Genomic DNA, 19,264 nt, shown 5'->3' on the forward strand with positions numbered 1-19,264 from the left:
TGTAAGGCTTGCAACCACGCGTACGCGTCTTCGCTCACCGGGCTGAAGTGCATGAACTACGAGTGTCCCGAATACTTCAAGCCTGTCGAGGACGAGCGCGCTGCGCGCGCCGCGGAGAGACTTATTACTGACGCCTAGGTCAGCGGCGTGGCAACATTCTGGCAACACTTGGTCAGGAAGAACGGGAGTCAACGCCTCATTGTGTGAGTGAAAAAGCCCGTAAATATGCGGAAGCCAGAAGGCGAGGCTCGCCTTCGCGGCCTTGATTTGGGTTCAAATCCCACCGGTACCGCCACGATCAAACCCCCTACGCCCATTTGTCACAAGGATGTAGGGGGTTTTTGTGTGCCCACCCCACCCCAGCCCCCCGTCAGGCCGCCGTCGGAAGCGAGAGGTCGAAACGGCACCCGCCGGGCACGTTCCGAACGCTCACCGAACCGTTGTGGGCCTCGGCGATTCCCCGCACGATGGCCAGCCCGAGCCCTGCGCCACTTGAGTGTGGCTCGGTGAGTGCCGAACCCGGCGTGGCCGCCGTTCCCGCCGAGAGACCGACGGCAGGGGTTCTGGCGGATGCGCCGCGCCAGCCCGGCTCGAACACCCGGGCCAGGTCTGCGTCGGGTATGCCCGATCCACCGTCGATCACCGAGAGCGACGCGTGACCGTCGAAGACATCGGCAGACACAGTGATCGGCGACGCGTGGGGGCTGTGCTGCAGCGCGTTCACGAGCAGGTTTGTGATGGCGCGGGAGAGTTCGCGGGCATCCGCTCGCACCACCACATCGCGGCGGAACGCTGATGCGACTCGTATCTCGCGCCCGGCAGCGAACGACTGAACGTCAGCGACCGCATCGCTGACGATGTCGAACAACGAAACGTCGTCGAGGGTGAGCTGAAGCGTACCCGAGTCGATCTTCGACAGTTCGAAGAGATCGTCGACCATGCGGGAGAGCTGCTCGACCTGCGAACGCATCTGCCGGTAGTAGCGCTGGGTGTCGTCTGCGAGGCCGTCTTCGAGCGACTCCGACATCGCGCGGAGCCCCGCGAGCGGCGTGCGGAGGTCGTGCGAGATCCAGGCCACGAGTTCACGACGGGAGGCCTCGAGCTGCGCTGTCTGCGCGTGTGCGTCGGCCAGACGGGCACTCGCCGAGACGAGCTCGGCGCCGAGTGCAGCGAGTTCGGCGGAGTAGTGGCGGCCCACCTCGTCAACACGCTCGCCGGCGCCGAGCTTGCGTGTGGCGGCTGACAGGGCGCGAGAGTTGCGCACGATCATCCAGCCGAGAAGTGCGGCGAGAGCCAGCGAGACCACGCCCGCAATGGAGGCCACAGCCACAGCGACGGTCAAGTCGTGAGCGGAGAGATACATTGCATTCGCGACGGTGATCATGCTCGCAACAGCTGACAGCGTGACGGCCAGAACCACGACGCACAATTGCGCGAACAGGGATGCGCGGCGCAGTGCGAGAAGGAGAACCGAGGCACAACCGCCGATGACGATCGTGGTGACGAAGGCGATCAGGGCGACATCGGCGATGTCAGACAGCAGCATTGGTTCGCACCGCGCCTTCGAGCCGGTAACCGACACCCCACACCGTCGCGAGAACGAGGGGATGGGTGGGATCGACCTCGATCTTCTCTCGAAGTCTGCGCACGTGCACGGTGACCGTCGACAGGTCGCCGTGCGTCCAACCCCACACCGCTCGCAGCAGCTCTTCGCGGCCGAACACCTGGTTCGGTCGTTTGAGAAAGAAAGCGAGGAGATCGAACTCGCGGGCGGTCAACGCGAGTGCCTCGCCCGCCCGCGCAGCGGTTCGTGCCGACGGGTCGAGGGTGAAGGCGCCGAACACGACCGGTGACTCGACAGCGAATTCGACGATCGAACGGCGCAGAATCGACTGCACGCGCAACACGAGCTCCCGTGGTGAGAAGGGCTTCGTGAGGTAGTCGTCGGCGCCGGCCTGGAGCCCGAGAATTCTGTCTTCTTCTGTTCCGAGCGCGGTGAGCAGGATGACCGGCACCGCCGAGTTCGCTCGAATACGCCTGCACACCTCAACGCCATCGATGCCAGGCAGCATCCTGTCGAGAACAACGAGATCGGGCGGTGTCTGCATCACCCGCTGGAGTGCTGTGAAACCGTCAGCCACCGCATCAACGATGAAACCGGCGGCCCGCAGGTACGTTGCCGCCACCTCTGAGACGGTGGGATCGTCTTCGACGACGAGTACGCGCCGGTCGAGCAAGGCGTGATTGTGCGTCTCCTCCTGCAGTGTGCTCACTCCATCACAGTAGGTGTACGGTCGTCGTCGACCTAGGCATCAACCGCAACCGTTCGCATTCTGTAAGGGTTTCGTGGGCCGCTGGCGTGGCTCACCGGCCTACCGTCACATCATGACAAGCGAAGTCGAGACCTCGGATGTGCTCCTCGCCCGCAGCTGCGGAGGAGACAATGACGCATTCGCGGCCCTGTATGAGCGGTGCTTCGGCCGGGTCTTCGAATCGGTGCGGAGCGTGTTGCGTGACCCTGCCCAGTCGGAGGAGGTTGCCCAGGAGGTGATGCTCGAGGCCTGGCAGAACGGTGCGAAGTTCGATGCCGGGCAGGCTCAGGTGTCGACCTGGCTGGGCGTCATCGCACGCCGCCGAGCAATCGACCGCGTACGTGCCTCGCAGGCGAGTCGCACCCGCGATCTCCGAATCGGCATTCGCGACTGGCAGGAGCACATCGACGATGTGGCGCTCTCTGTTGAAACTCGCCTGCGAGTAGAGGGAGTGTTGCTCGCTCTGCGCGACATTCCGGTGCTGCAGCGACGGGCGATCGAACTGTGTTATTTCGACGACTACAGCCGCGTCGAAGTCGCTCGCGCGCTCAACGTGCCACTCAGCACCGCCAATTGGCGTATTCGCGAAGGCCTCACGCGCCTCCGGGCGCTGCTCGCCCCCGACGTCATTCCCGATGAGGCGCGCGCCGATACCAAAAGCCGATAGGTTGCCTACTATCCGGGAGGTTTCCTGGAGGCGAGCTGGGGGACACATTGGCCACTCTGTTGTATGCAATCGGACGATTCTCGGCACGCCGACATTACCTCGTCATCGTGGTCTGGATCGTGCTGCTCGCCGGCGGCGCTGTCGCTTCCAAAGCGGTCGGCGACCACTTTGAGGCTTCGGTGTCGATTCCCGGCACGCAATCGCAGAACGCAAATGACATGCTGGCGGCGCGTTTCCCGGCGCTGAACGATGCGAGCACCAAGGTGGTGTTCGTCGCTCCCGCAGGCACGACGATCGCAGACGATGCAGCAGCCGTCACGGCCGTCTCCGCGCAGCTCGCCAAAATACCCGGGGTGAGCGTCTCTGACCCGTTCAGCTCGAAGGTCTTGTACGCGGTTCAGGTTTCACAAGACCAGCGCACCGCCTACATCGGTCTCACCTACGACAAGGCGAGCACCGCGCTGACGGATGCCGATGCCTCCGCCGTGGCTGCGATCGCTGACACTCTGCAGAGCCACAATCTGACCGTGGCGTACTCGGGGTACCCGCTGCCCGCGGCCACCGGTGGCATCTCGGCCCCGGAAGGCATCGGCTTTCTGCTCGCCTTCGTGATTCTGACGATCACCTTCGGTTCACTCCTTGCCGCCGGTATGCCCCTTCTGACCGCTGTCATCGGCGTCTCGATCTCGGGCTCGCTCATCACTCTGCTCGCCTCGGTGCTTCCGCTCTCGTCGACGGCTCCGGTTCTCGCCTCGATGCTCGGCCTCGCCGTGGGCATCGACTACGCACTCTTCATCGCCTCACGGCATCGCACGCAGCTGGCGACGGGCATGAAAGTAATCGACTCGATCGCTCTCGCCACGGCTACGGCCGGAAGCGCAGTGGTCTTCGCGGCCCTGACGGTGATCATCGCCCTGCTCGGCCTGTACGTAGTGAACATTCCGTTCCTCTCGGCGATGGGTCTCGGCGCCGCGATCGCTGTGATCGTGGCCATGGCTCTGTCGCTCACGCTGCTGCCCGCGGTTCTCGGGCTCTGCGGCAAGACCCTCATTCCCCGGGCCAACTCACGCGCGGCACTGCGGGGTGCACTCGTTGCAGTGGCGGGCAGCAAGCCGACCCTCGGGTCGCGGTGGGTCACGCTGGTCACCCGGCGCCCGTGGATCGCGGTGGGCGCCGTCATCGTCGGCCTCGGTCTCGTCGCGGCGCCCGCGCTGACGGGCGGGCTCAAGTTCACGATGCCCGACGCCGGTTCGAACCCTGCGGCGTCGACCAGTCGCCAGGCGTACGACATGCTCACCGCAGGCTTTGGGCCGGGAAACAACGGCCCCCTGCTCGTGACGGCAGATCTCAGCGGTGCCAAGAGCACCGACCCCGCGGGCATGGCGGCGGCGTTCACAACCGCCTTCGCCGGCATCTCCGACATCTCATATGCCAGTGCACCGAGCGTGAACCCTGCGGGCAATACGGCGTACCTCGTCATCATTCCGAGCAGTGCCCCCGATTCGGATGCCACGACCACGCTCGTGACATCGGTTCGTGATCGCGCCGCGGCATTCCAGGCGGCGAATGGCTACACCTATGAGGTGACCGGTACGACAGCCGTCAACATCGACGTCTCGCAGAAGCTGGCAGCCGCACTGCTGCCGTTCGGCCTCGTCGTCGTGGGTCTCTGCCTCCTGCTCCTGCTCCTCGTGTTCCGCTCGCTCGCGGTTCCGCTCACCGCAGCCCTGGGATTCCTGCTGTCGCTCGCCGCATCACTGGGCGTCGTCGTACTGGTGTTTCAGAATGGCGTGTTCGCGAGCATCCTGGGCGTGGAGAAGGTGGGGCCGGTCATCAGCTTCCTGCCGATTCTCGTGATGGCCGTTCTGTTCGGCCTCGCCATGGACTACCAGGTCTTTCTGGTTTCGCGCATTCGCGAAGAGTTCACCAATACGGGTGACGCGCGCGCGTCTGTGCAAACTGGGTTCGTGGGTGCCGCCCGCGTGGTCACGGCTGCAGCGCTGATTATGTTCTGTGTCTTTGCCTCATTCGTTCCCGGCCAGGGCCCGGCGCTGCAGCCCATCGCCCTCGCGCTCGCGGTGGGTGTCTTCTTCGACGCCTTCCTCGTGCGCATGACCCTCGTGCCGGCGGTATTGATGCTGCTCGGCGACAAAGCCTGGTACCTGCCGCGCTGGCTCGACCGCATTCTGCCCAACGTCGACATCGAAGGCGAGAAGGTGCACCGGATGCTCGCCGACCGGGCTGCTCGGGCAGCCCTCGACTCGCCGGCTGAACCGGCTGAACCGGCTGCCCCCGAGGCCGACGATCCCCAGGCCGCCCCGGTGGGAGCTGCCCTCTGACGAACAATACGGCTCGCGCAACCGCAACATAGGCTCCGCCCGGGCGGGTTCGTCGACGCGCCCTCTGCCGCTCTGCCGACGTGGGCCCTGTTCATTCGCGACCTGCGCTACAGCGGCGATAATGACGGTGTGGAACTCATATTTGTACACGGCGCTCTGGTGCGCGACGGGCAGTGGTGGTGGCAGCGGAGTGCCGACGTGCTGGAGAACCGCACGGGCATCCGGAGCCGGGCTCTGCTGCTGCCCTCGTGCGGCGAGATCACGCCAGAGCAGACGGCGGGCGGCCTGGCTGCTGACGCGGCGGCGCTGCGAGCCGAACTCGACAGCGTCGATGCGGACGAGGGCGCCATCGTCGTCGGTCACTCATACGGCGGAACAGTGATCGCGGAGGCGGGCCAGCATCCTGCTGTGAAACATCTGCTCTACGTGTCGTCGTACCTGCCGGAGGTTGGCCAGTCGCAGGGCATGATCATGAGCGACGAGGCAGACCCGGTGTCGATCGGCATGAACGACGACGGCACGCTCGGGGTTGCGGGGTACGACGAGGCGTCGTTCGCGGCCCGGTTTCTGCACGATGCAGACGCGCAGGTGAGGCACGAGGCGTGGCAGCGGGTGACGACGCAGGCTGTCGAGGCCTTCATGACGCCGACGAGCCGGGCCGGGTGGCAGAACGTCGATTCGACGTACCTCGTGTGCGGCGACGATCGCAGCACGTCGGTGTCTCTTCAGCGCCTGCACGCGGCACGGGCCACCCGCTCGGCTGAACTGCCCACGGGGCATCACCCGTTTCTGTCCCGCCCTGAGATGGTGGTAGACCACCTGCAGGCGATGCTGCGCTCGGCCTGAGCCGGCCGACGTCATCGGCCGGCTCACTGGTCAGATCGCCGTGGTCTTGGCGCCCAGGGCGACGTCGAATCCGGCGCCGTTCTGGGCCAGGCCCACCAGCAGAATGCCGGCCCATTCGAGGGCGTGGGCCATTCCGATTCCGCCGGCGTCGAGGGCCCGCATGTTGAGGCTTTCGACGAACTCCGCGAAACGTGCTTTCGCCTCGGCGTTGTCGCCGGCGAACAACAGGTCGACGGGCTTGTTTTCGGCGATCACGCCACCGAAGATCGAGTTGAACGCCTTTATGACGTGTGCGCTCCCGGGGGCTGCGGCGGCGATCTGCTGGGAGATCGAGTTGCCCGGGGTGGTCACGACGCCGCTGGCGTCGGCGTTGAACGGGTTGGTGATGTCGACGAGCGTCTTGCCATCGAGAGCGTCGCCGAACTGGGTGACAGCGTCGACTGCGCCGGCGTAGAGAACGGCGACGATGACGATGTCGCCCGCCGGCCGTGCCCCGAAAGTGCCGACGGTGGTTCCATTGCCGAGCTGATCGGCGAGGGCTTTGGCTGTCGCGGTATTGCGGCTCAGAAGCTCGACGGTGTGGCCGTGCTGTACAGCGCGGTTGCCGATGGCGGTGGCCATGTTGCCTGAGCCGATGATGCTGATGGTGGTCATGACGAGTGTTCTTTCCTGGTGCATTGTCGAGGTGATCGTGCAGTCTGTTCCCTCAACCGGAGGGGTACCTCAGTTTATTCCGGAGGGACCCCTCGGTTTTCGAGGTACATTGACGGAATGAGTATCAGTGACCGTGAGCCGTCTCGGGTGCCTCGGCGCCGCGACGCCAGGGAGAGCCACGACAGGCTCATTTCGGCGGCGCAACGTGAGTTCACCGCCCGAGGCGTGAATGCCTCATTGGAGAGAATCGCACGCGACGCCGAGGTCTCCATCGGCACCCTGTATCGCCACTTCCCGACCCGCCTCGACCTGCTGATGGCCGCGCTTCGGCCTCAACTCGGGCAGTTTCTCGAAGGCGCCACGAGCGCGATGGAGATCGACGATCCGTGGAACGGCTTCGTCTACTACCTCGAGAACCTGTTTCGCGTTCAGGCGGGAGACCGGGGTTTCAACGACTTTCTCTCCCGACGCTTTCCCGGCAATGCTGAGACCGAGCGCATCCACGACCTGATGTGCCAGCAGATCGACGATGTGCTCACCCGGGCTCAGGATGCCGGCGCAGCACGGCCCGACATCACCTTGGCCGACATCGTCAATCTCATCTGGTCGAACGGTCGGATGATCGATGCCACGAACACCACAGCGCCGAACGCGTGGCGGCGTCACCTCTACCTGATGCTCGATGCCTACCGAGCCGAGCGGGCGCATCCGATTCCTGAGCCGCCGATGACAGAGGAGCAGCTGTACGACGCCATGGTGCATCTCAGCGAAGCCAGCTGAAGAGCGAAGCACCCTGAGCGGCGGCGGCGACGCTGTCTGGCTGGTTGCGCTGCAGAATCTAGACCAGCAGCCGGCGTGCGGTAGCCAGCAGATTGGCTACCTCGGGGTATGCCAAGACGTAGGTGACCTTGCTGCCTTTGCGGGCGGCGATGACGACGTTGTTTCGTCGCAGGATGGCCAGGTGGCCCGAGAGGCATGACGATTGCTGATGTTTTCATAGAGCGGCCAACTCACAGCTTCGGATTTCTTGATATGACAAATTTATGAATTCATGATTTTGCAACTTTTTCAGCGTAGGTTGACTGCATGAATCTTCTGCGCGACTTCGACGGCACAGTGATGAGCATGCGCAAAGTCGTTGCGGATTACCCCAAGTTCGCCCGACGAAACAACGGCGACGCCTTCACCGACAACGAAGCAATCACCCTGCTTCGCCAGCGCGAACTCGAGTGGTCGTACGGTCTCGTGCCAGCCAGCAGTTGGCCCGCAGCGAGTACCGCCGAAGAGCGGTTGCTGTCGATCTATGACGTGCTCAACGACTGGTTTCATCGTGACGACTACCAGACGTGCGTCATCATCACGTTGGCCATCGAGATGGCGAGGCAGGGCACGCTCAGTACCGAGAGCCTCGACTACATCGACCACGTTCGTGAAATGATCGGTGCCTTTGCGATCGAGCTGCAACTGAGAGACCCTGTCGGGTTCGCTCTGTCATGGCGCGTGCTGATGAAGGGTGCCATTCTCGCGGCCGTGGACGGCGATATCGACGCGGCATTGCGCGCCAAGAGTATGGCTTACAGCCTCATTCGTCGCCACATTTCGTCGAGCGAATTCGACTATGAGCTCGACTATCAGACCATCGTGCCGTCAGCTGCCCGGGCTGTGGCCGCCGCATCGGCTGTCTCGCCAGAAGCAAAAGAACTCGCGAGTGCGATCGAATGGCTCGAATTCGGTTGACACGCTAGGGCTGAGTCTCAGCGCCGCCGCCCAGCCAGCAGCGTGTGCAGCAGCGGGATGACCGAGGCGATCATCAGTACGGTACCGAGCACCACATCGTCAGAGTGGAGTACAGCCCCGGCGATGAGCAGCACGCCGAACAGTATCGCCGAGATCACCCGCCCGGCGGTGCGCTCGAGCCGGGCGACTCGCCGTTCGAGCGACGGGCTCGTGACCGCGACCGTGCCGTCGTCGAAGCGCGTGAGCAGGGCATCCAGTCGCGTGGGGAGACGCACAACGATGCCAGCCGTCTGAAGCGCCTGCTTCGCGATGTCTTGCACCACATTGCCGCGCTCGTCACGAATGAGCTGCTGTGCGTAGGGTTCGACAGAATCCCACAGGTTGAAGGCTGGGTCGAGAGCGCTGCACACGCCCGAGGTGAGCGACATGGCCCGGATGATCAGCAGAAAGTTCTCGGGCAGCTGAAACGGCAGCGACCGAACGACGTCACCGAACTGCGCGGCGAAATCGCGGAACTCGCGCGGGTCGACCTCGCGCAACTCGGCGAAGCCCATGCCGCCGAACCGGGCGAAGAGCTGTGTCATCGCACGCTCGAGCTCGCTCGTCTCGGCGCTGGGCAGCAGCACACCCACGTCGCGGATGGCGTTGACCAACCCTTTACCGTCGCGGGAGGCGGCGGCGATGAGAAGTTTTCTGAGGCCGCTGCGCGTGTTGGCGGGAACCTCGCCCATCATTCCAAAGTCGATGAACGTGAGCTTCCAGGGGCGCTTGGTGTTGCCGGGGCTGGTACCGCTCTCTGTACCGCTCTCAGCGATGTCGGCGCCGCCCGACTCGACGCTGAGTGGTGTGACGAAGATGTTGCCGGGATGCGGATCGGCGTGAAAGAAGCCGTGCGTGAAGAGCTGGTCGAACATGACCGACGCGAACACCGGCGCAACCTCGGCTGGGTCGATGCCCGCCGCGATGAGTGCATCGGTGTCGGAGATCTTGATGGCGGTGACGTCTTGCAGGGTGAGCACGCGTCGAGTGGTGCGTTCCCACACCACAGCGGGCACGCCAACGCGAGCGTCACCGGCGAAATCGGCCGCAAAGCGCTCGGAGCTGGCCGCCTCGTGCAGGTAGTCGATCTCTTCAAGGCTGGTCAGGGCGAATTCTTCGACGAGCGCGGGCATGTCGACACGGTCGGAGACGAGGCGAACATGGCTGAGCCATCCACCCACCCGGCGAAGTGCGGCCAGGTCGACGTCGATGATCTCGTCGATACCGGGTCGTTGTACCTTCAGTACCACGCCGTCGAGACCGGTGTCGGCCGCGTCGAGCGGGCCGAGCCGAGCACGATGCGCCTGGCCGAGGGATGCCGCGGCGACAGGTGTCTCGTCGACGAAGGCGAATGCGCGGGGCAGCGAAACGCCGAGCTCGGCCTCGGCTAGAGCGCGGATGGCCGCGAATGGTACGGGTGGAACCTCGTCTTGCAGCCCTTCGAGCTCGGCCGTGATCTCGGGCGGAAGCACGTCGAGGCGCGACGACATGAACTGCCCAACCTTGATCATGAGCCCGCCGAGGTCGAGCGCGAGCACGTGGAAGCGCTGCGCGAAACGGCGCATCCGTCGTGAGCGGGTTCGCTCGGCAATCTTTGCCAGGCCGATGCGGGGCAGAAACAGTTCGAACCACCACGTGATAGCGAGGTTCCAACCGGCGAAACGGAGGATGCGGCGGTAGCGGGCGCGCGTTGCTCCCGCTGCGGGCGCTTTCAGGACTTGACGATCAGGTGGCACCCCGTCAGTCCTGGGCGAGAATCGAGTAGAGCCTGCGGCGCGTCTCTTCGAGCGCGGACACGGCCTGCTGAACCTGTTCGGGCGTGCCTGTGCGGCCCACCTGGGCTACGGCCTGGGCCAGCTCGACTCCGGCCTTCGGAAGCGCGCCGAACTTGTGGCCCTCATCGGTCGACTCGGTGTTCTCCCACGGAGTCGACGCTGTCGAGCCGGCGACGCTCGCGCGCCCCGCGTCGGTCAGTGAGTACGTCTTGCGACCGTTTGATTCGGCCGCATCGATGAGGCCCTCGTCAGCCAGCAGCTGCAGGGTGGGGTAGACCGAACCGGCGCTCGGCTTCCAGCTGCCGCCGCTTCGCTCTTCGATCTCGTGAATGATCTGGTAGCCGTGCATCGGCTGCTCAGCGAGCAGGGCGAGCACTGCCTCGCGAACATCACCCCGGCCCACTCGGGTTCCGACGCGCTTCTCGAACTTCGCCCGCAGTTGTTCCATGGCCTGCCACATGCCATCGGTCGGAATGCCGCCGCCGAATGCTCCTGCCGAGAATGAACCAGCCATGATGAACTCCTTCTTTCGACTCTGTATCTCGCGAACCAAAACACTCGCGAACGATACTCAACGATATATAGCGATAGTGGTCAGCGGTAGGGGATTAAGGCGAGTTCCCAGCGTTCGATTCCGGATGCTGTGCACTTCTTCAGCGCACACGCTTTTGTTCGAAGGTTGACAGTTAGAACTCAAACAGTTAGTGTTCTGATTATGAACGAACCGAAGGCGAACCTGGGCAGCAGCCTCGAGCTGGTGCGCTGGATCGGATGGGCGCAGCGCAAAGTGGGCGAAGACTGGATCAGGGCTCGCGAACTCAGCCATGAACAGGCTTTTGTGCTCGGTTACCTGGCCCTGAACCCCGGTTCGATTCAGCGAGACATCGCCCAGATCAGTCGCACGAGCCCCGCGAGCGTCACGAGTCTTCTGCAGGGACTGGAGCGCCGCGCTCTCATCGAACGCCGCACCGAGGCGGGCAACGAACGCAGCAAGCGCGTGTACGCCACCCCCGCCGGCGTCGACCTCATCGCCGGATTCGAAACGGCGATGGCGGCTGCCGACGACACGATCCTCGCTCCGCTCGACGCGGCCGAGCGAGCCACGCTGCACGCCCTCCTTACAAAGGTGACCGCAGTGCTGCCGCAGCCCACCCGCTAGTCGAGTTTTTCGCGTCTTTCGCCTCCTTCACCGCTCTCTCTTTCCTCTCTCCCTCACTACCTTCGCCGTGCCGGCGTCTGTCGGCGCGCGCTCTCACCTGCCCAGAAAGGAGCAGTCATGATCTCCACGCATTCTCAACCCACGTCATCCGGTGCCGCTGTCGGTGTTGGCGCCGATGCCGTCGGCACCAACCGTTGGTACCTCTCTGCCGCCCCCATTGTTCGGGCCCTCGTGCACCTGTGTGTGCCGATGGCCGCTGCGATGATCGTTGGCGCTGTCTACAACGTCATCAACGCCGGTTTCATCGGCTCGCTGCACGACGCCACCCTGCTCGCGGCTGTCACCTTCGGCACGCCGCTTCTTGGCCTTGTCATGGCGGTCGGCGGCGTGTTCGGCGTGGGCGGCGGCGCGCTCATCTCGCGGCTGCTCGGCGCCGCAGAGCACGACCCCGCCAAGGCCGGCGAAATCAAACACGTCTCCTCGTTCGCCGTCTGGGGTGCGGCCATCACCGGCGCGGTGCTCGGGGCGATCGGGCTGGTTCTGCTGGGCCCTCTCGTGTCGGTACTTGGGGCGGATGCTTCGGCTGTGCCCGCAACGAGCGCCTACGTCGCCGTCATGCTCGCCTTCGTTCCCGTTCTTGCCGTGGCGTTCTGCCTCGAGCAGATCGTGCGGGCCGAGGGCGCCGCGCGCCAGGTCATGATCGGGCTCATCGCCTCGACCATCGCGAACGTCATCTTCGACGTTCTGTTCATTCTCGTTCTGCACTGGGGTGTGGCAGGCGCTGCGCTGGCGATGGGTCTGTCGAACCTCGGTGTCGTCATTTACTTCGTGGTCTGGTTGCAGGGGCACAGCGAGCACGTGAGCCTCGCGCCGCGGTGGTTCTCGCTCTCGCCGTCGGTCGTCAAGCCGGTCTTCGGCGTGGGCATCGGCGAGCTGCTGCAGTCGGCCTTTCTGATCGTCACCTCGCTGGTGCTCAACAATCTGGCCGTGGCTTACGGCGACAGTGCGCTCGCCGCGATGGGCGTGGCCGTGCGAATTGCACAGGTACCGGAGTTTCTGGTGATGGGTGTCACGTTGGGCGTGCTGCCGCTTCTCGCCTACTCGTATGGCAAGGGTGACCGGGCGCGGCTCCGCTCAGCGCTGCGGGTGTCGGCAATGACGGTCGGCGGTGTTGTGCTGATCTCCGCCGTGACGGTCTTCGTGTTTCGCGACCAGGTGTTCTCCGCCTTCGTTTCAGACCCGTCAGTGCTCGCGATCGGCGTGACCATTCTTACCGCTCAGCTCGTGGCCATGATCGTCAACGGATTCACGGGCCTCATCACGTCTCTGTTCCAAGCGGCCGGGCGGTCTGTAGCGGCCATCATCATGTCGATGTCACAGGGTGTGCTGTTCATGCCGATCGTGCTCATCGGCAACCTCTGGTTCGGGTTGGCCGGCATCATCTGGTCGCTCACCGTCTCCGAGGGCATCGTCTTTCTGATCGGTGTGATCATGTGGCTCGCCTCGCGGGCCTCCATCGACCGGGGCCTCGCCGAGGGTAGCCTCGAGCGCGCCGAGCAGGCACTCGAGCCGGCCGACGCGTAACCCTCGGGCCTCGGTAGGGTGGGGCGATGCATGCAGAATTCGATGAATCTGAAGCTCTTCGCTCCCGCATCAGGGTTCTTGAGGCCATCGGTCGGGCGCAGAGCCGAATCGGCGAGGTCGTCGCGCTCGCCGCAGTGACTGGCAATCGGGACGACCTGTGCCGGATGCTCGCCCAGATGCTGGATATCACAGAAGAGACAGCGCACGTCGTCGCGATCATGAGTTTGGAACGGCTCGCGACGCCCTACAGTAGGGCGCGCATCAGCGAAGAACTCGCGGAGCTGAGGAGCATGCCCAACCCGCCCGAACAGGCTCGGTGATTGGGCCCGGTGTGGCAAAGGTAGGCACTGTCAGGTTGTGTATGGTCGTGGTTGTCTGACCCATGGTGGTAATGGTGCGGTGGGGAGGGGGCCGCGTCTTCGTGATCTGATCTGGGAGCAGGGTCGTGGGGTTTATTCCCAGTCGATGCTTTTCGGTGGGATCAACACCGGGACGCCGTTCTGCATGGCGAGTTTCCACTCAGAGGAATGCACATGGGTGTGGTGGAAGTGACACAGCAGTGCCCCGTTGTCGATGTCTGTACGGCCGGGGGCGTAGGTGTGGTGTTTCCAGTCGTCGACGTGGTGGCTTTCGCACCACGACGGGCCGCGGTCGCAGCCCGGCCACACACACCCACCATCCCGTGCCGCCATAGCGGCCTTTTGCGCGGTCGTGAACAGGCGTTTCGTTTTCCCGTGCTGGAGTACTTCCCCATGGGTACCGAAGACGGTGGTGGTGATGTCGCCGTGGCAGAGGAGCTGTTCCACACTCGACATCGGGACCGGGTCAACAATCCCATCAACCCAACCCACCCCGTGCCCTTGGGCGAGGTCGTCGAGTTCGACCCGGATGTTCAGTACCGGGGCGGCCCCGTTGATCCGCGGGGCACCGGTCAGGCCTGCCGCGACGGTGAGGAGGTCGTAGAACCGGTCGAACACGAACTGCTCACCCGTACGACGATCCCTCGTCGACGAGTCCGGGGCCACCAACCAATCCTCTGGCTGGCGGCCGAGGCATGCGTTGGGGGCTGCCGCGCCCTGCGGGCTTGCCCCTGAACGCGACGGCCCGGATTCGCCATCGGCAGGAGTGTCGGTTTCGAACTGGGGGCGCACCCTCGGGGACTGCAACGCTTCCAACAACGCCCGCAGGCTCCCTGCTTGCAGGGGTGGGAGGAGGGCGATCATTTTGGTCATCCCGTCACCCTGAGCACTAAACCTCACATACCGTTTCGACTGCAACACCCGGTCGGAGGGTTCCACACCGTCAGGGTCAAGATGCGCCCGCACCCGCGACGCCAGCAAACCGATGTCATCTGCTGAGTACCGGAACCCACCCGAGATGTTCGTCGCCGCATCGACCAACGCTTTCTCGGCGTCACGGATCTCTTCGGTGAACCCCAACTGGGCTGCGACCTCGGTCAGGTTACGAACGATCTGCGCCGCCGCATCCACCCCCAAACTGCCATCCGTCAGGCCCTGCTCGACGTGCGGGAAGTTCGACGGGATCAGAACCCCATTGATCGACACCCCCGACCGCACCGACTTACCGAGCTTCAGCCAGCTGTTCGCGGTATGCCCCGCCCCGCCCGTTACCGCGGCCACCAGCTTCGGTACCGTCGTGAAGTTCTGTGCCCGTGACAGCGACCCATCCCCCAACTCACTCCGGGACCTCTCAGCCACCTCCCCAGCCAACCGCACACGCAACCCATCCACAAGACGGCCCAACTTCTCTGCGTCTGCGATCCGTGACAACAATGCTTCATCGGCAAGCCCGAAGGGCGCGGCAGCCCCACACCACCCCGCCACAACACCAACCACCTCGTCAAAGGCAGCCGCGTCAGCAGCAGGAGAAGTGGTGGTCGATTCGTTCATGACCCAAGTCAACCACCAACCACTGACATTCACTCAACAAATAGGGCCCAAATCGACCCCCACAGAAAAAAATCTCAAAAAACTTTTGACGACCTTTTTTCGCCCGCCCCCAACTACCGCGCGCCCACCAGCGCCCGGGGCTCGCCGCTCTCCGTCGGCTCCTCCGACCGTTCGAGCTTGGCGCCTTCAACGTCGACATCGGGCGTGATGCGGTCGAGCCAGCGCGGCAACCACCAAGCCTTCTCGCCGAGCAGGTGCATGGCAGCGGGCACGAGCAGCAGGCGCACGACGAACGCGTCGACCAGTACTCCGATTGCAAGCCCGAAGCCGATGACCCGCGCCTCGACGAGGTCGCCGAAGACGAATCCACCGAAGACGGAGATCATGATGATTCCCGCCGCTACGACCACCGGGCGCGCGGTGCGCAGGCCCGCGTTGACTGCTTTGCGGGCAGGCATGCCGTGCACATGAGCTTCGCGCATTCCCGAGGTGATGAAGAGCTGATAGTCCATCGCGAGGCCGAAGATGATTCCAATGAGAAGAATCGGAAGGAAGCTCAGAATGGGCGCGGGGTCGTGAATGCCGAAGATGAAACCAAGCCAGCCCCACTGGTACACAGCGGTCACGGCCCCAAAGGTGGCGAGCACGGTAAGGAGGAATCCGGTGGTCGCAATGAGGGGAACGGCGATCGAACGGAACACCAGAATCATGATCAGAATCGAGAGGCCCAGCACGATGACGAGGTAGAGGGGCAGGGCATCCGCCAGCTTCGCGGAGATGTCGATGTTGATGGCGGTGAGACCGGTGACGCCGATGGTGACCCCGAGCTGGTTGTCGAGCGAGCCGGAGAGGTCGCGCAGGTCTTTGACGACTTGTTCGGTGCTGGCCGCAGAGGGGCCGTCGGAGGGGATGACTTGAAAGATGACGGTGCGGTTGTCTGCGGATGCCCCGGCGGGTGCCGCTGCGACGACGTTGTTGACCGCGAGCAGTTTGTCGGCCACCTTGGCTTCAAGGCTGGTCAGAGCTTGGTCGCTGGTGGTCGTGGGCAGGTTGGCGACGACAATGATCGCGCCGTTGGTGCCAGCGCCGAATGCCTTGTCGATGTCGGTGTAGGCGATGTATTCGGTCGAATCGGTGGGCTGCGACTTGCCGTCTGGCAGGGCGAGGCGCATCGAGAGGGCGGGAATGGCAACGATTAGCAGCGCAATGATTCCGGCCGCGAGGATGATCACCGGGTGCCTGGTCGCAAGAGTTCCCTCTCTCGAGGCCTTCTTGGCGTGTTCTGGCGCTTCGTGAGGGGCAGCGGCGGCGGCGTGTTTCTGGGTGCCGAGGGCGGCACGTTCCTTTTTCGGTAGCACGCGGAGGCCGGCGAGCGACATGAGCGCGGGTGTGAAGGTGAGCGCGACGAGCACGGCGATCGCCACGACGATGGCGCCGGCGGTACCCATGAGGCCCAGAAAGCCGATTCCGGTGATATTGAGAGCGGCGAGGGCGATGATGACGGTGATGCCGGCGAACATGACGGCGTTGCCGGAGGTTCCGTTGGCGAGGCCGATCGACTCCTGCAGGGGAACACCGGCGCGCAGCTGGCGTCGATGACGGTTCAGGATGAACAGGGAATAGTCGATGCCGACGGCCAGGCCGAGCATCAGGCCGAGTGTGACCGTGGCCGATGACATCGAGACCACCCCGGAGAAGGCGAGTACCCCGAGGGCCCCGACGCCGACGCCGATGAACGACGACAGGAGAGGCAGGCCGGCGGCCACCAGGGAGCCGAGCATGATGAACAGCACGATGGCGGCGATGACGATGCCAGCGATCTCACCGGCGCTGACACCGACGGTCACCGAACTCATCGAGGCGGAGTAGTTCTCGACGACACCGGGGATGGAGGTGGCGTTGATGGCGTTGACGGCCGCCGTCTTCTCGTCGGGCGTGACGTCGGCGGTGGGTTTGGAGAAGACAACGGTGGCGACGGCGGTGGCGTTGTCGCTCGAGACGGTCTGAAGCTTGGCGGCCGCTGAGCCGAGGCGCTGGCCGTCGGAGACCTGAGCCTGTTGCGCTTCGAGAGTGGTCTTGTTCTGGTCGAGGGTGGCTTGCTGCTGGGCGAGCTGGTCGGCGGCGCCGGTTGGCGCGTTGGCGCCGGCGGCCTGCAGTTGGGCTTTTGCCTGGTCGAGCTGCGCCTGGCCTGCGGCGAGCTGGGCCGACGCAGTTGTGAGTTGAGCTGCGGCGTCGGTCAGTTTGGTTTGCTGGGCCTGGCGATCGGCGGCGGTTTGAAAGGGGTCGATCGTCGAGCTGACGCCGGGGGTGGCGCCCGCGGCAGTGAGCGCCGTGGCGATGTCGGTTTGCTGTTCGGTGGTGAATGCCGACCCGTCGGAAGTAGTGAAGACGACTTGGCCGGTGCCGCGGTCGGCGTCGGGAAGCGATGCCTGCAGCTGGTCGGCGACATTCTGCGCGGGGGTGCCGGAGATGGAGAAGGTGCTCGCCAGTGAGCCGCCCGCAACGAGGAAGGCCGTGCCGGCTCCGGCGAGGATGACCACCCACACCGCGATGACGATCCAGGCGCGCCTGGCGGAGGCGAGTCCGAGCCGTTGGAGGAGCTTGGCCATGGGGGAGCCTTTCGATCGAGCGAGGAGGGGCGAGCATCCGCGACCAGGTGAAGGCGTCAGAAGACGGAACCACTTCGTGCGGACCGCTTCGTCGAAAGTCACTCTATCAAAACGGTACGTAACGTAATTTGGGGGTTGACTGTGAGATACGCTCGGAGGCGTGGAGAGACTGGGCCGTAAGCGAAGCGAAGAGGCGCGGGCCGCCGTGCTGCGGGCAATGCGCGAGCTGGTCACAGAGCAGGGCTACGCGCACGTGACGATCGAGAAGATTGCGGCTCGGGCGGGTGTGGGCAAACCCACCGTCTATCGCTGGTGGCAGTCGAAGAACGCGATTCTCGCCGAGTGTGTGCTGAGCGGCGACGTGCTGCCGACGCCCGTGGCCACCGATTCGCCCAGTGGTGTTCGTGCCGACCCGAGCGAGTGGATCACAGCGGTGCTGACCTACGTCGACGAGAATGCTCCGCTGCTGAGGGGTCTGGTGGCGTCGGCGTTCGAAGATCCGGACATCGCCCGGCAGCTGAGTACTCACCTTGCTGACCCTCTGGAGGTCGCACTGCAGGCGTGGGCTAGTGAGCCCGGCGCGAGCGCGCCGCACCCGGCAGGAATCTCGCCGCGCGCGTTGGCGCAACTACTGCTGGGCGCTATTCTGTACCGACTGTCTCGCCCGCCGGGTGCGAGTGACGACCCGACAGAAGAGCTGTTCGGGGTGTTGGTCTCGCGGCTTCAGGCATCGTAGGCCGAGCCTGCCACCGCGCGCCCGACCAGACCAGACCAGACCAGACCAGACCAGACCCGACTACACCCGGCTGCGCACGCCGATCGACTCTTCGGCGACCACTCGCAGCCCAGCCCCGCTGTTCGCCGACGCCGTGAGCGCATCGACCCAGGCGCGGTTCAGCGAGATCTCGGCGCTGCTGTCGAATTCGAACTGCAGCGCAATGGCCGGATGAAACCAGAGCGTGCGTGCATTCGCTGTGACCGAATCGGTGAAGTTGAGAGCGAATTTCTCTTCGCGGCGGAGCTTCGCGAGCAGCACCACTCGCAGGTGCGCGAGTGTTCGGTCGTCGAACTGCACGGTCGTTCCGGGGCTGCCGTAAATGAGTGAAGCCATGTCACTTCCTAACTCGACACGCTGGTTATCGGCGGTCTGACCGGAAGTTTAGTGGATGCCCCCGACAGCCGCAGTCGATCTAGAGCACGATGCCGCGGTGGCCGTGTAGCACCGACGCGACCCTTGCTCGAATGGCCGATCGACGGCGCTTGCGATGGCGGCGACGGGTTCGGTGTCGGCCGAAACCGTGCGGAGGTCGACACCGGGTCGGGGGCCTGCTTTTCGCGACCGTCGCGACCGCGGTGGTGGCGCCAACCTCGTGATCGGTGTCGGGCTCGGCATCGCCCTCGTGTCGGGTCTGCTCGAAGTGCAGCGCAGCGCCACCGGCGAAGACTTCGCCGGGCTCACCGGCGTGTTCTACGCCGTCGTATATGTGGGATTCCTCGTCTCGACCCTCATCGCCGACCTCGCCCTCCCGCGCCGTTCAGGGCGGGGTTGAGGTACGCCTTTCGGCTAGTTAGGCGGCCGAAAGGTGAGCATTTGCCGTACCTCAACCCCGCCCTGAACGGCGCGGGAGGGCGA

At 64.6% G+C, this 19,264-nt stretch carries 18 protein-coding genes; 10 read left to right on the plus strand and 8 right to left on the minus strand.

Annotated features, from left to right (window positions below; all coding sequences use genetic code 11):
• Positions 1-370: 370 nt before the first annotated feature.
• Positions 371-1,546, minus strand: a complete 1,176-nt coding sequence (locus D4765_RS02550) for a sensor histidine kinase (protein ID WP_136640647.1) — start codon at positions 1,544-1,546, stop codon at positions 371-373.
• Positions 1,533-2,273 carry a response regulator transcription factor gene (locus D4765_RS02555; protein ID WP_136640648.1) on the minus strand — a complete coding sequence of 247 codons (741 nt, stop codon included), beginning with the start codon at positions 2,271-2,273 and terminating at the stop codon, positions 1,533-1,535. The genes D4765_RS02550 and D4765_RS02555 overlap by 14 nt, the downstream gene beginning before the upstream one ends.
• A gap of 112 nt (positions 2,274-2,385) precedes the next feature.
• On the opposite strand from D4765_RS02555, the gene D4765_RS02560 reads away from it, so the two are divergent.
• The 3 genes from D4765_RS02560 (at position 2,386) to D4765_RS02570 (ending at position 6,164) form a co-directional block, all read left to right on the plus strand.
• Positions 2,386-2,979, plus strand: coding sequence for a sigma-70 family RNA polymerase sigma factor (locus tag D4765_RS02560; protein WP_136640649.1), 594 nt, complete (start codon positions 2,386-2,388; stop codon positions 2,977-2,979).
• A gap of 59 nt (positions 2,980-3,038) precedes the next feature.
• Entirely contained in the window at positions 3,039-5,318 is a 2,280-nt protein-coding gene (locus tag D4765_RS02565; protein WP_201799205.1) for an MMPL family transporter, read from the plus strand.
• 129 nt (positions 5,319-5,447) lie between these two features.
• On the plus strand, positions 5,448-6,164 hold the full coding sequence (locus D4765_RS02570; protein WP_136640651.1) for an alpha/beta hydrolase: 717 nt from the start codon (positions 5,448-5,450) through the stop codon (positions 6,162-6,164).
• Positions 6,165-6,194: 30 nt separating this feature from the next.
• On the opposite strand, the gene D4765_RS02575 is transcribed toward D4765_RS02570, so the two are convergent.
• Complete coding sequence (locus D4765_RS02575) at positions 6,195-6,818, minus strand: NADPH-dependent F420 reductase (protein ID WP_136640652.1); 624 nt, start codon at positions 6,816-6,818, stop codon at positions 6,195-6,197.
• 117 nt (positions 6,819-6,935) lie between these two features.
• Between D4765_RS02575 and D4765_RS02580 the strand changes: the two genes are divergently transcribed.
• Both D4765_RS02580 and D4765_RS02585 read left to right on the plus strand, forming a co-directional pair.
• Positions 6,936-7,598, plus strand: a complete 663-nt coding sequence (locus tag D4765_RS02580) for a TetR/AcrR family transcriptional regulator (protein ID WP_136640653.1) — start codon at positions 6,936-6,938, stop codon at positions 7,596-7,598.
• 306 nt (positions 7,599-7,904) lie between these two features.
• Positions 7,905-8,555, plus strand: a complete 651-nt coding sequence (locus D4765_RS02585) for a hypothetical protein (protein ID WP_136640654.1) — start codon at positions 7,905-7,907, stop codon at positions 8,553-8,555.
• 17 nt (positions 8,556-8,572) lie between these two features.
• Here D4765_RS02585 and D4765_RS02590 read toward each other — a convergent pair whose 3' ends face one another.
• A complete protein-coding gene (locus D4765_RS02590) occupies positions 8,573-10,330 on the minus strand; it encodes an ABC1 kinase family protein (protein WP_136640655.1) in 1,758 nt (585 codons plus the stop codon).
• 4 nt (positions 10,331-10,334) lie between these two features.
• Positions 10,335-10,883 (minus strand): PadR family transcriptional regulator, encoded by a 549-nt coding sequence (locus tag D4765_RS02595; protein ID WP_136640656.1) that lies wholly within the window; start codon positions 10,881-10,883, stop codon positions 10,335-10,337.
• 201 nt (positions 10,884-11,084) lie between these two features.
• On the opposite strand from D4765_RS02595, the gene D4765_RS02600 reads away from it, so the two are divergent.
• The 3 genes from D4765_RS02600 to D4765_RS02610 all read left to right on the plus strand — a co-directional run bounded on the left by D4765_RS02600 (position 11,085) and on the right by D4765_RS02610 (position 13,432).
• Entirely contained in the window at positions 11,085-11,528 is a 444-nt protein-coding gene (locus tag D4765_RS02600; protein ID WP_136640657.1) for a MarR family winged helix-turn-helix transcriptional regulator, read from the plus strand.
• Between the two features lie 117 nt (positions 11,529-11,645).
• Positions 11,646-13,112 carry an MATE family efflux transporter gene (locus D4765_RS02605; RefSeq protein WP_136640658.1) on the plus strand — a complete coding sequence of 489 codons (1,467 nt, stop codon included), beginning with the start codon at positions 11,646-11,648 and terminating at the stop codon, positions 13,110-13,112.
• A 26-nt stretch (positions 13,113-13,138) separates the two neighbouring features.
• Positions 13,139-13,432, plus strand: a complete 294-nt coding sequence (locus D4765_RS02610; RefSeq protein WP_136640659.1) for a hypothetical protein — start codon at positions 13,139-13,141, stop codon at positions 13,430-13,432.
• Between the two features lie 132 nt (positions 13,433-13,564).
• Here D4765_RS02610 and D4765_RS02615 read toward each other — a convergent pair whose 3' ends face one another.
• Both D4765_RS02615 and D4765_RS02620 read right to left on the minus strand, forming a co-directional pair.
• Positions 13,565-15,022 carry an HNH endonuclease signature motif containing protein gene (locus D4765_RS02615; protein WP_136640660.1) on the minus strand — a complete coding sequence of 486 codons (1,458 nt, stop codon included), beginning with the start codon at positions 15,020-15,022 and terminating at the stop codon, positions 13,565-13,567.
• A 113-nt stretch (positions 15,023-15,135) separates the two neighbouring features.
• Positions 15,136-17,631: an MMPL family transporter gene (locus D4765_RS02620; protein ID WP_136640661.1), complete on the minus strand. Its 2,496-nt coding sequence runs from the start codon at positions 17,629-17,631 to the stop codon at positions 15,136-15,138.
• 160 nt (positions 17,632-17,791) lie between these two features.
• Here D4765_RS02620 and D4765_RS02625 point away from each other — a divergent pair, with 160 nt between their 5' ends.
• Positions 17,792-18,367, plus strand: coding sequence for a TetR/AcrR family transcriptional regulator (locus tag D4765_RS02625; protein WP_136640662.1), 576 nt, complete (start codon positions 17,792-17,794; stop codon positions 18,365-18,367).
• 60 nt (positions 18,368-18,427) lie between these two features.
• Here the strand turns inward: D4765_RS02625 and D4765_RS02630 are convergent, their stop codons facing one another.
• A complete protein-coding gene (locus D4765_RS02630; RefSeq protein ID WP_136640663.1) occupies positions 18,428-18,742 on the minus strand; it encodes a DUF7882 family protein in 315 nt (104 codons plus the stop codon).
• 154 nt (positions 18,743-18,896) lie between these two features.
• On the opposite strand from D4765_RS02630, the gene D4765_RS02635 reads away from it, so the two are divergent.
• Positions 18,897-19,181 (plus strand): hypothetical protein, encoded by a 285-nt coding sequence (locus D4765_RS02635; protein WP_136640664.1) that lies wholly within the window; start codon positions 18,897-18,899, stop codon positions 19,179-19,181.
• Positions 19,182-19,264 lie beyond the last annotated feature (83 nt).

The sequence above is a fragment of the Subtercola vilae genome, assembly GCF_004923255.1.
In the GTDB taxonomy this organism is placed as follows: domain Bacteria; phylum Actinomycetota; class Actinomycetes; order Actinomycetales; family Microbacteriaceae; genus Subtercola; species Subtercola vilae.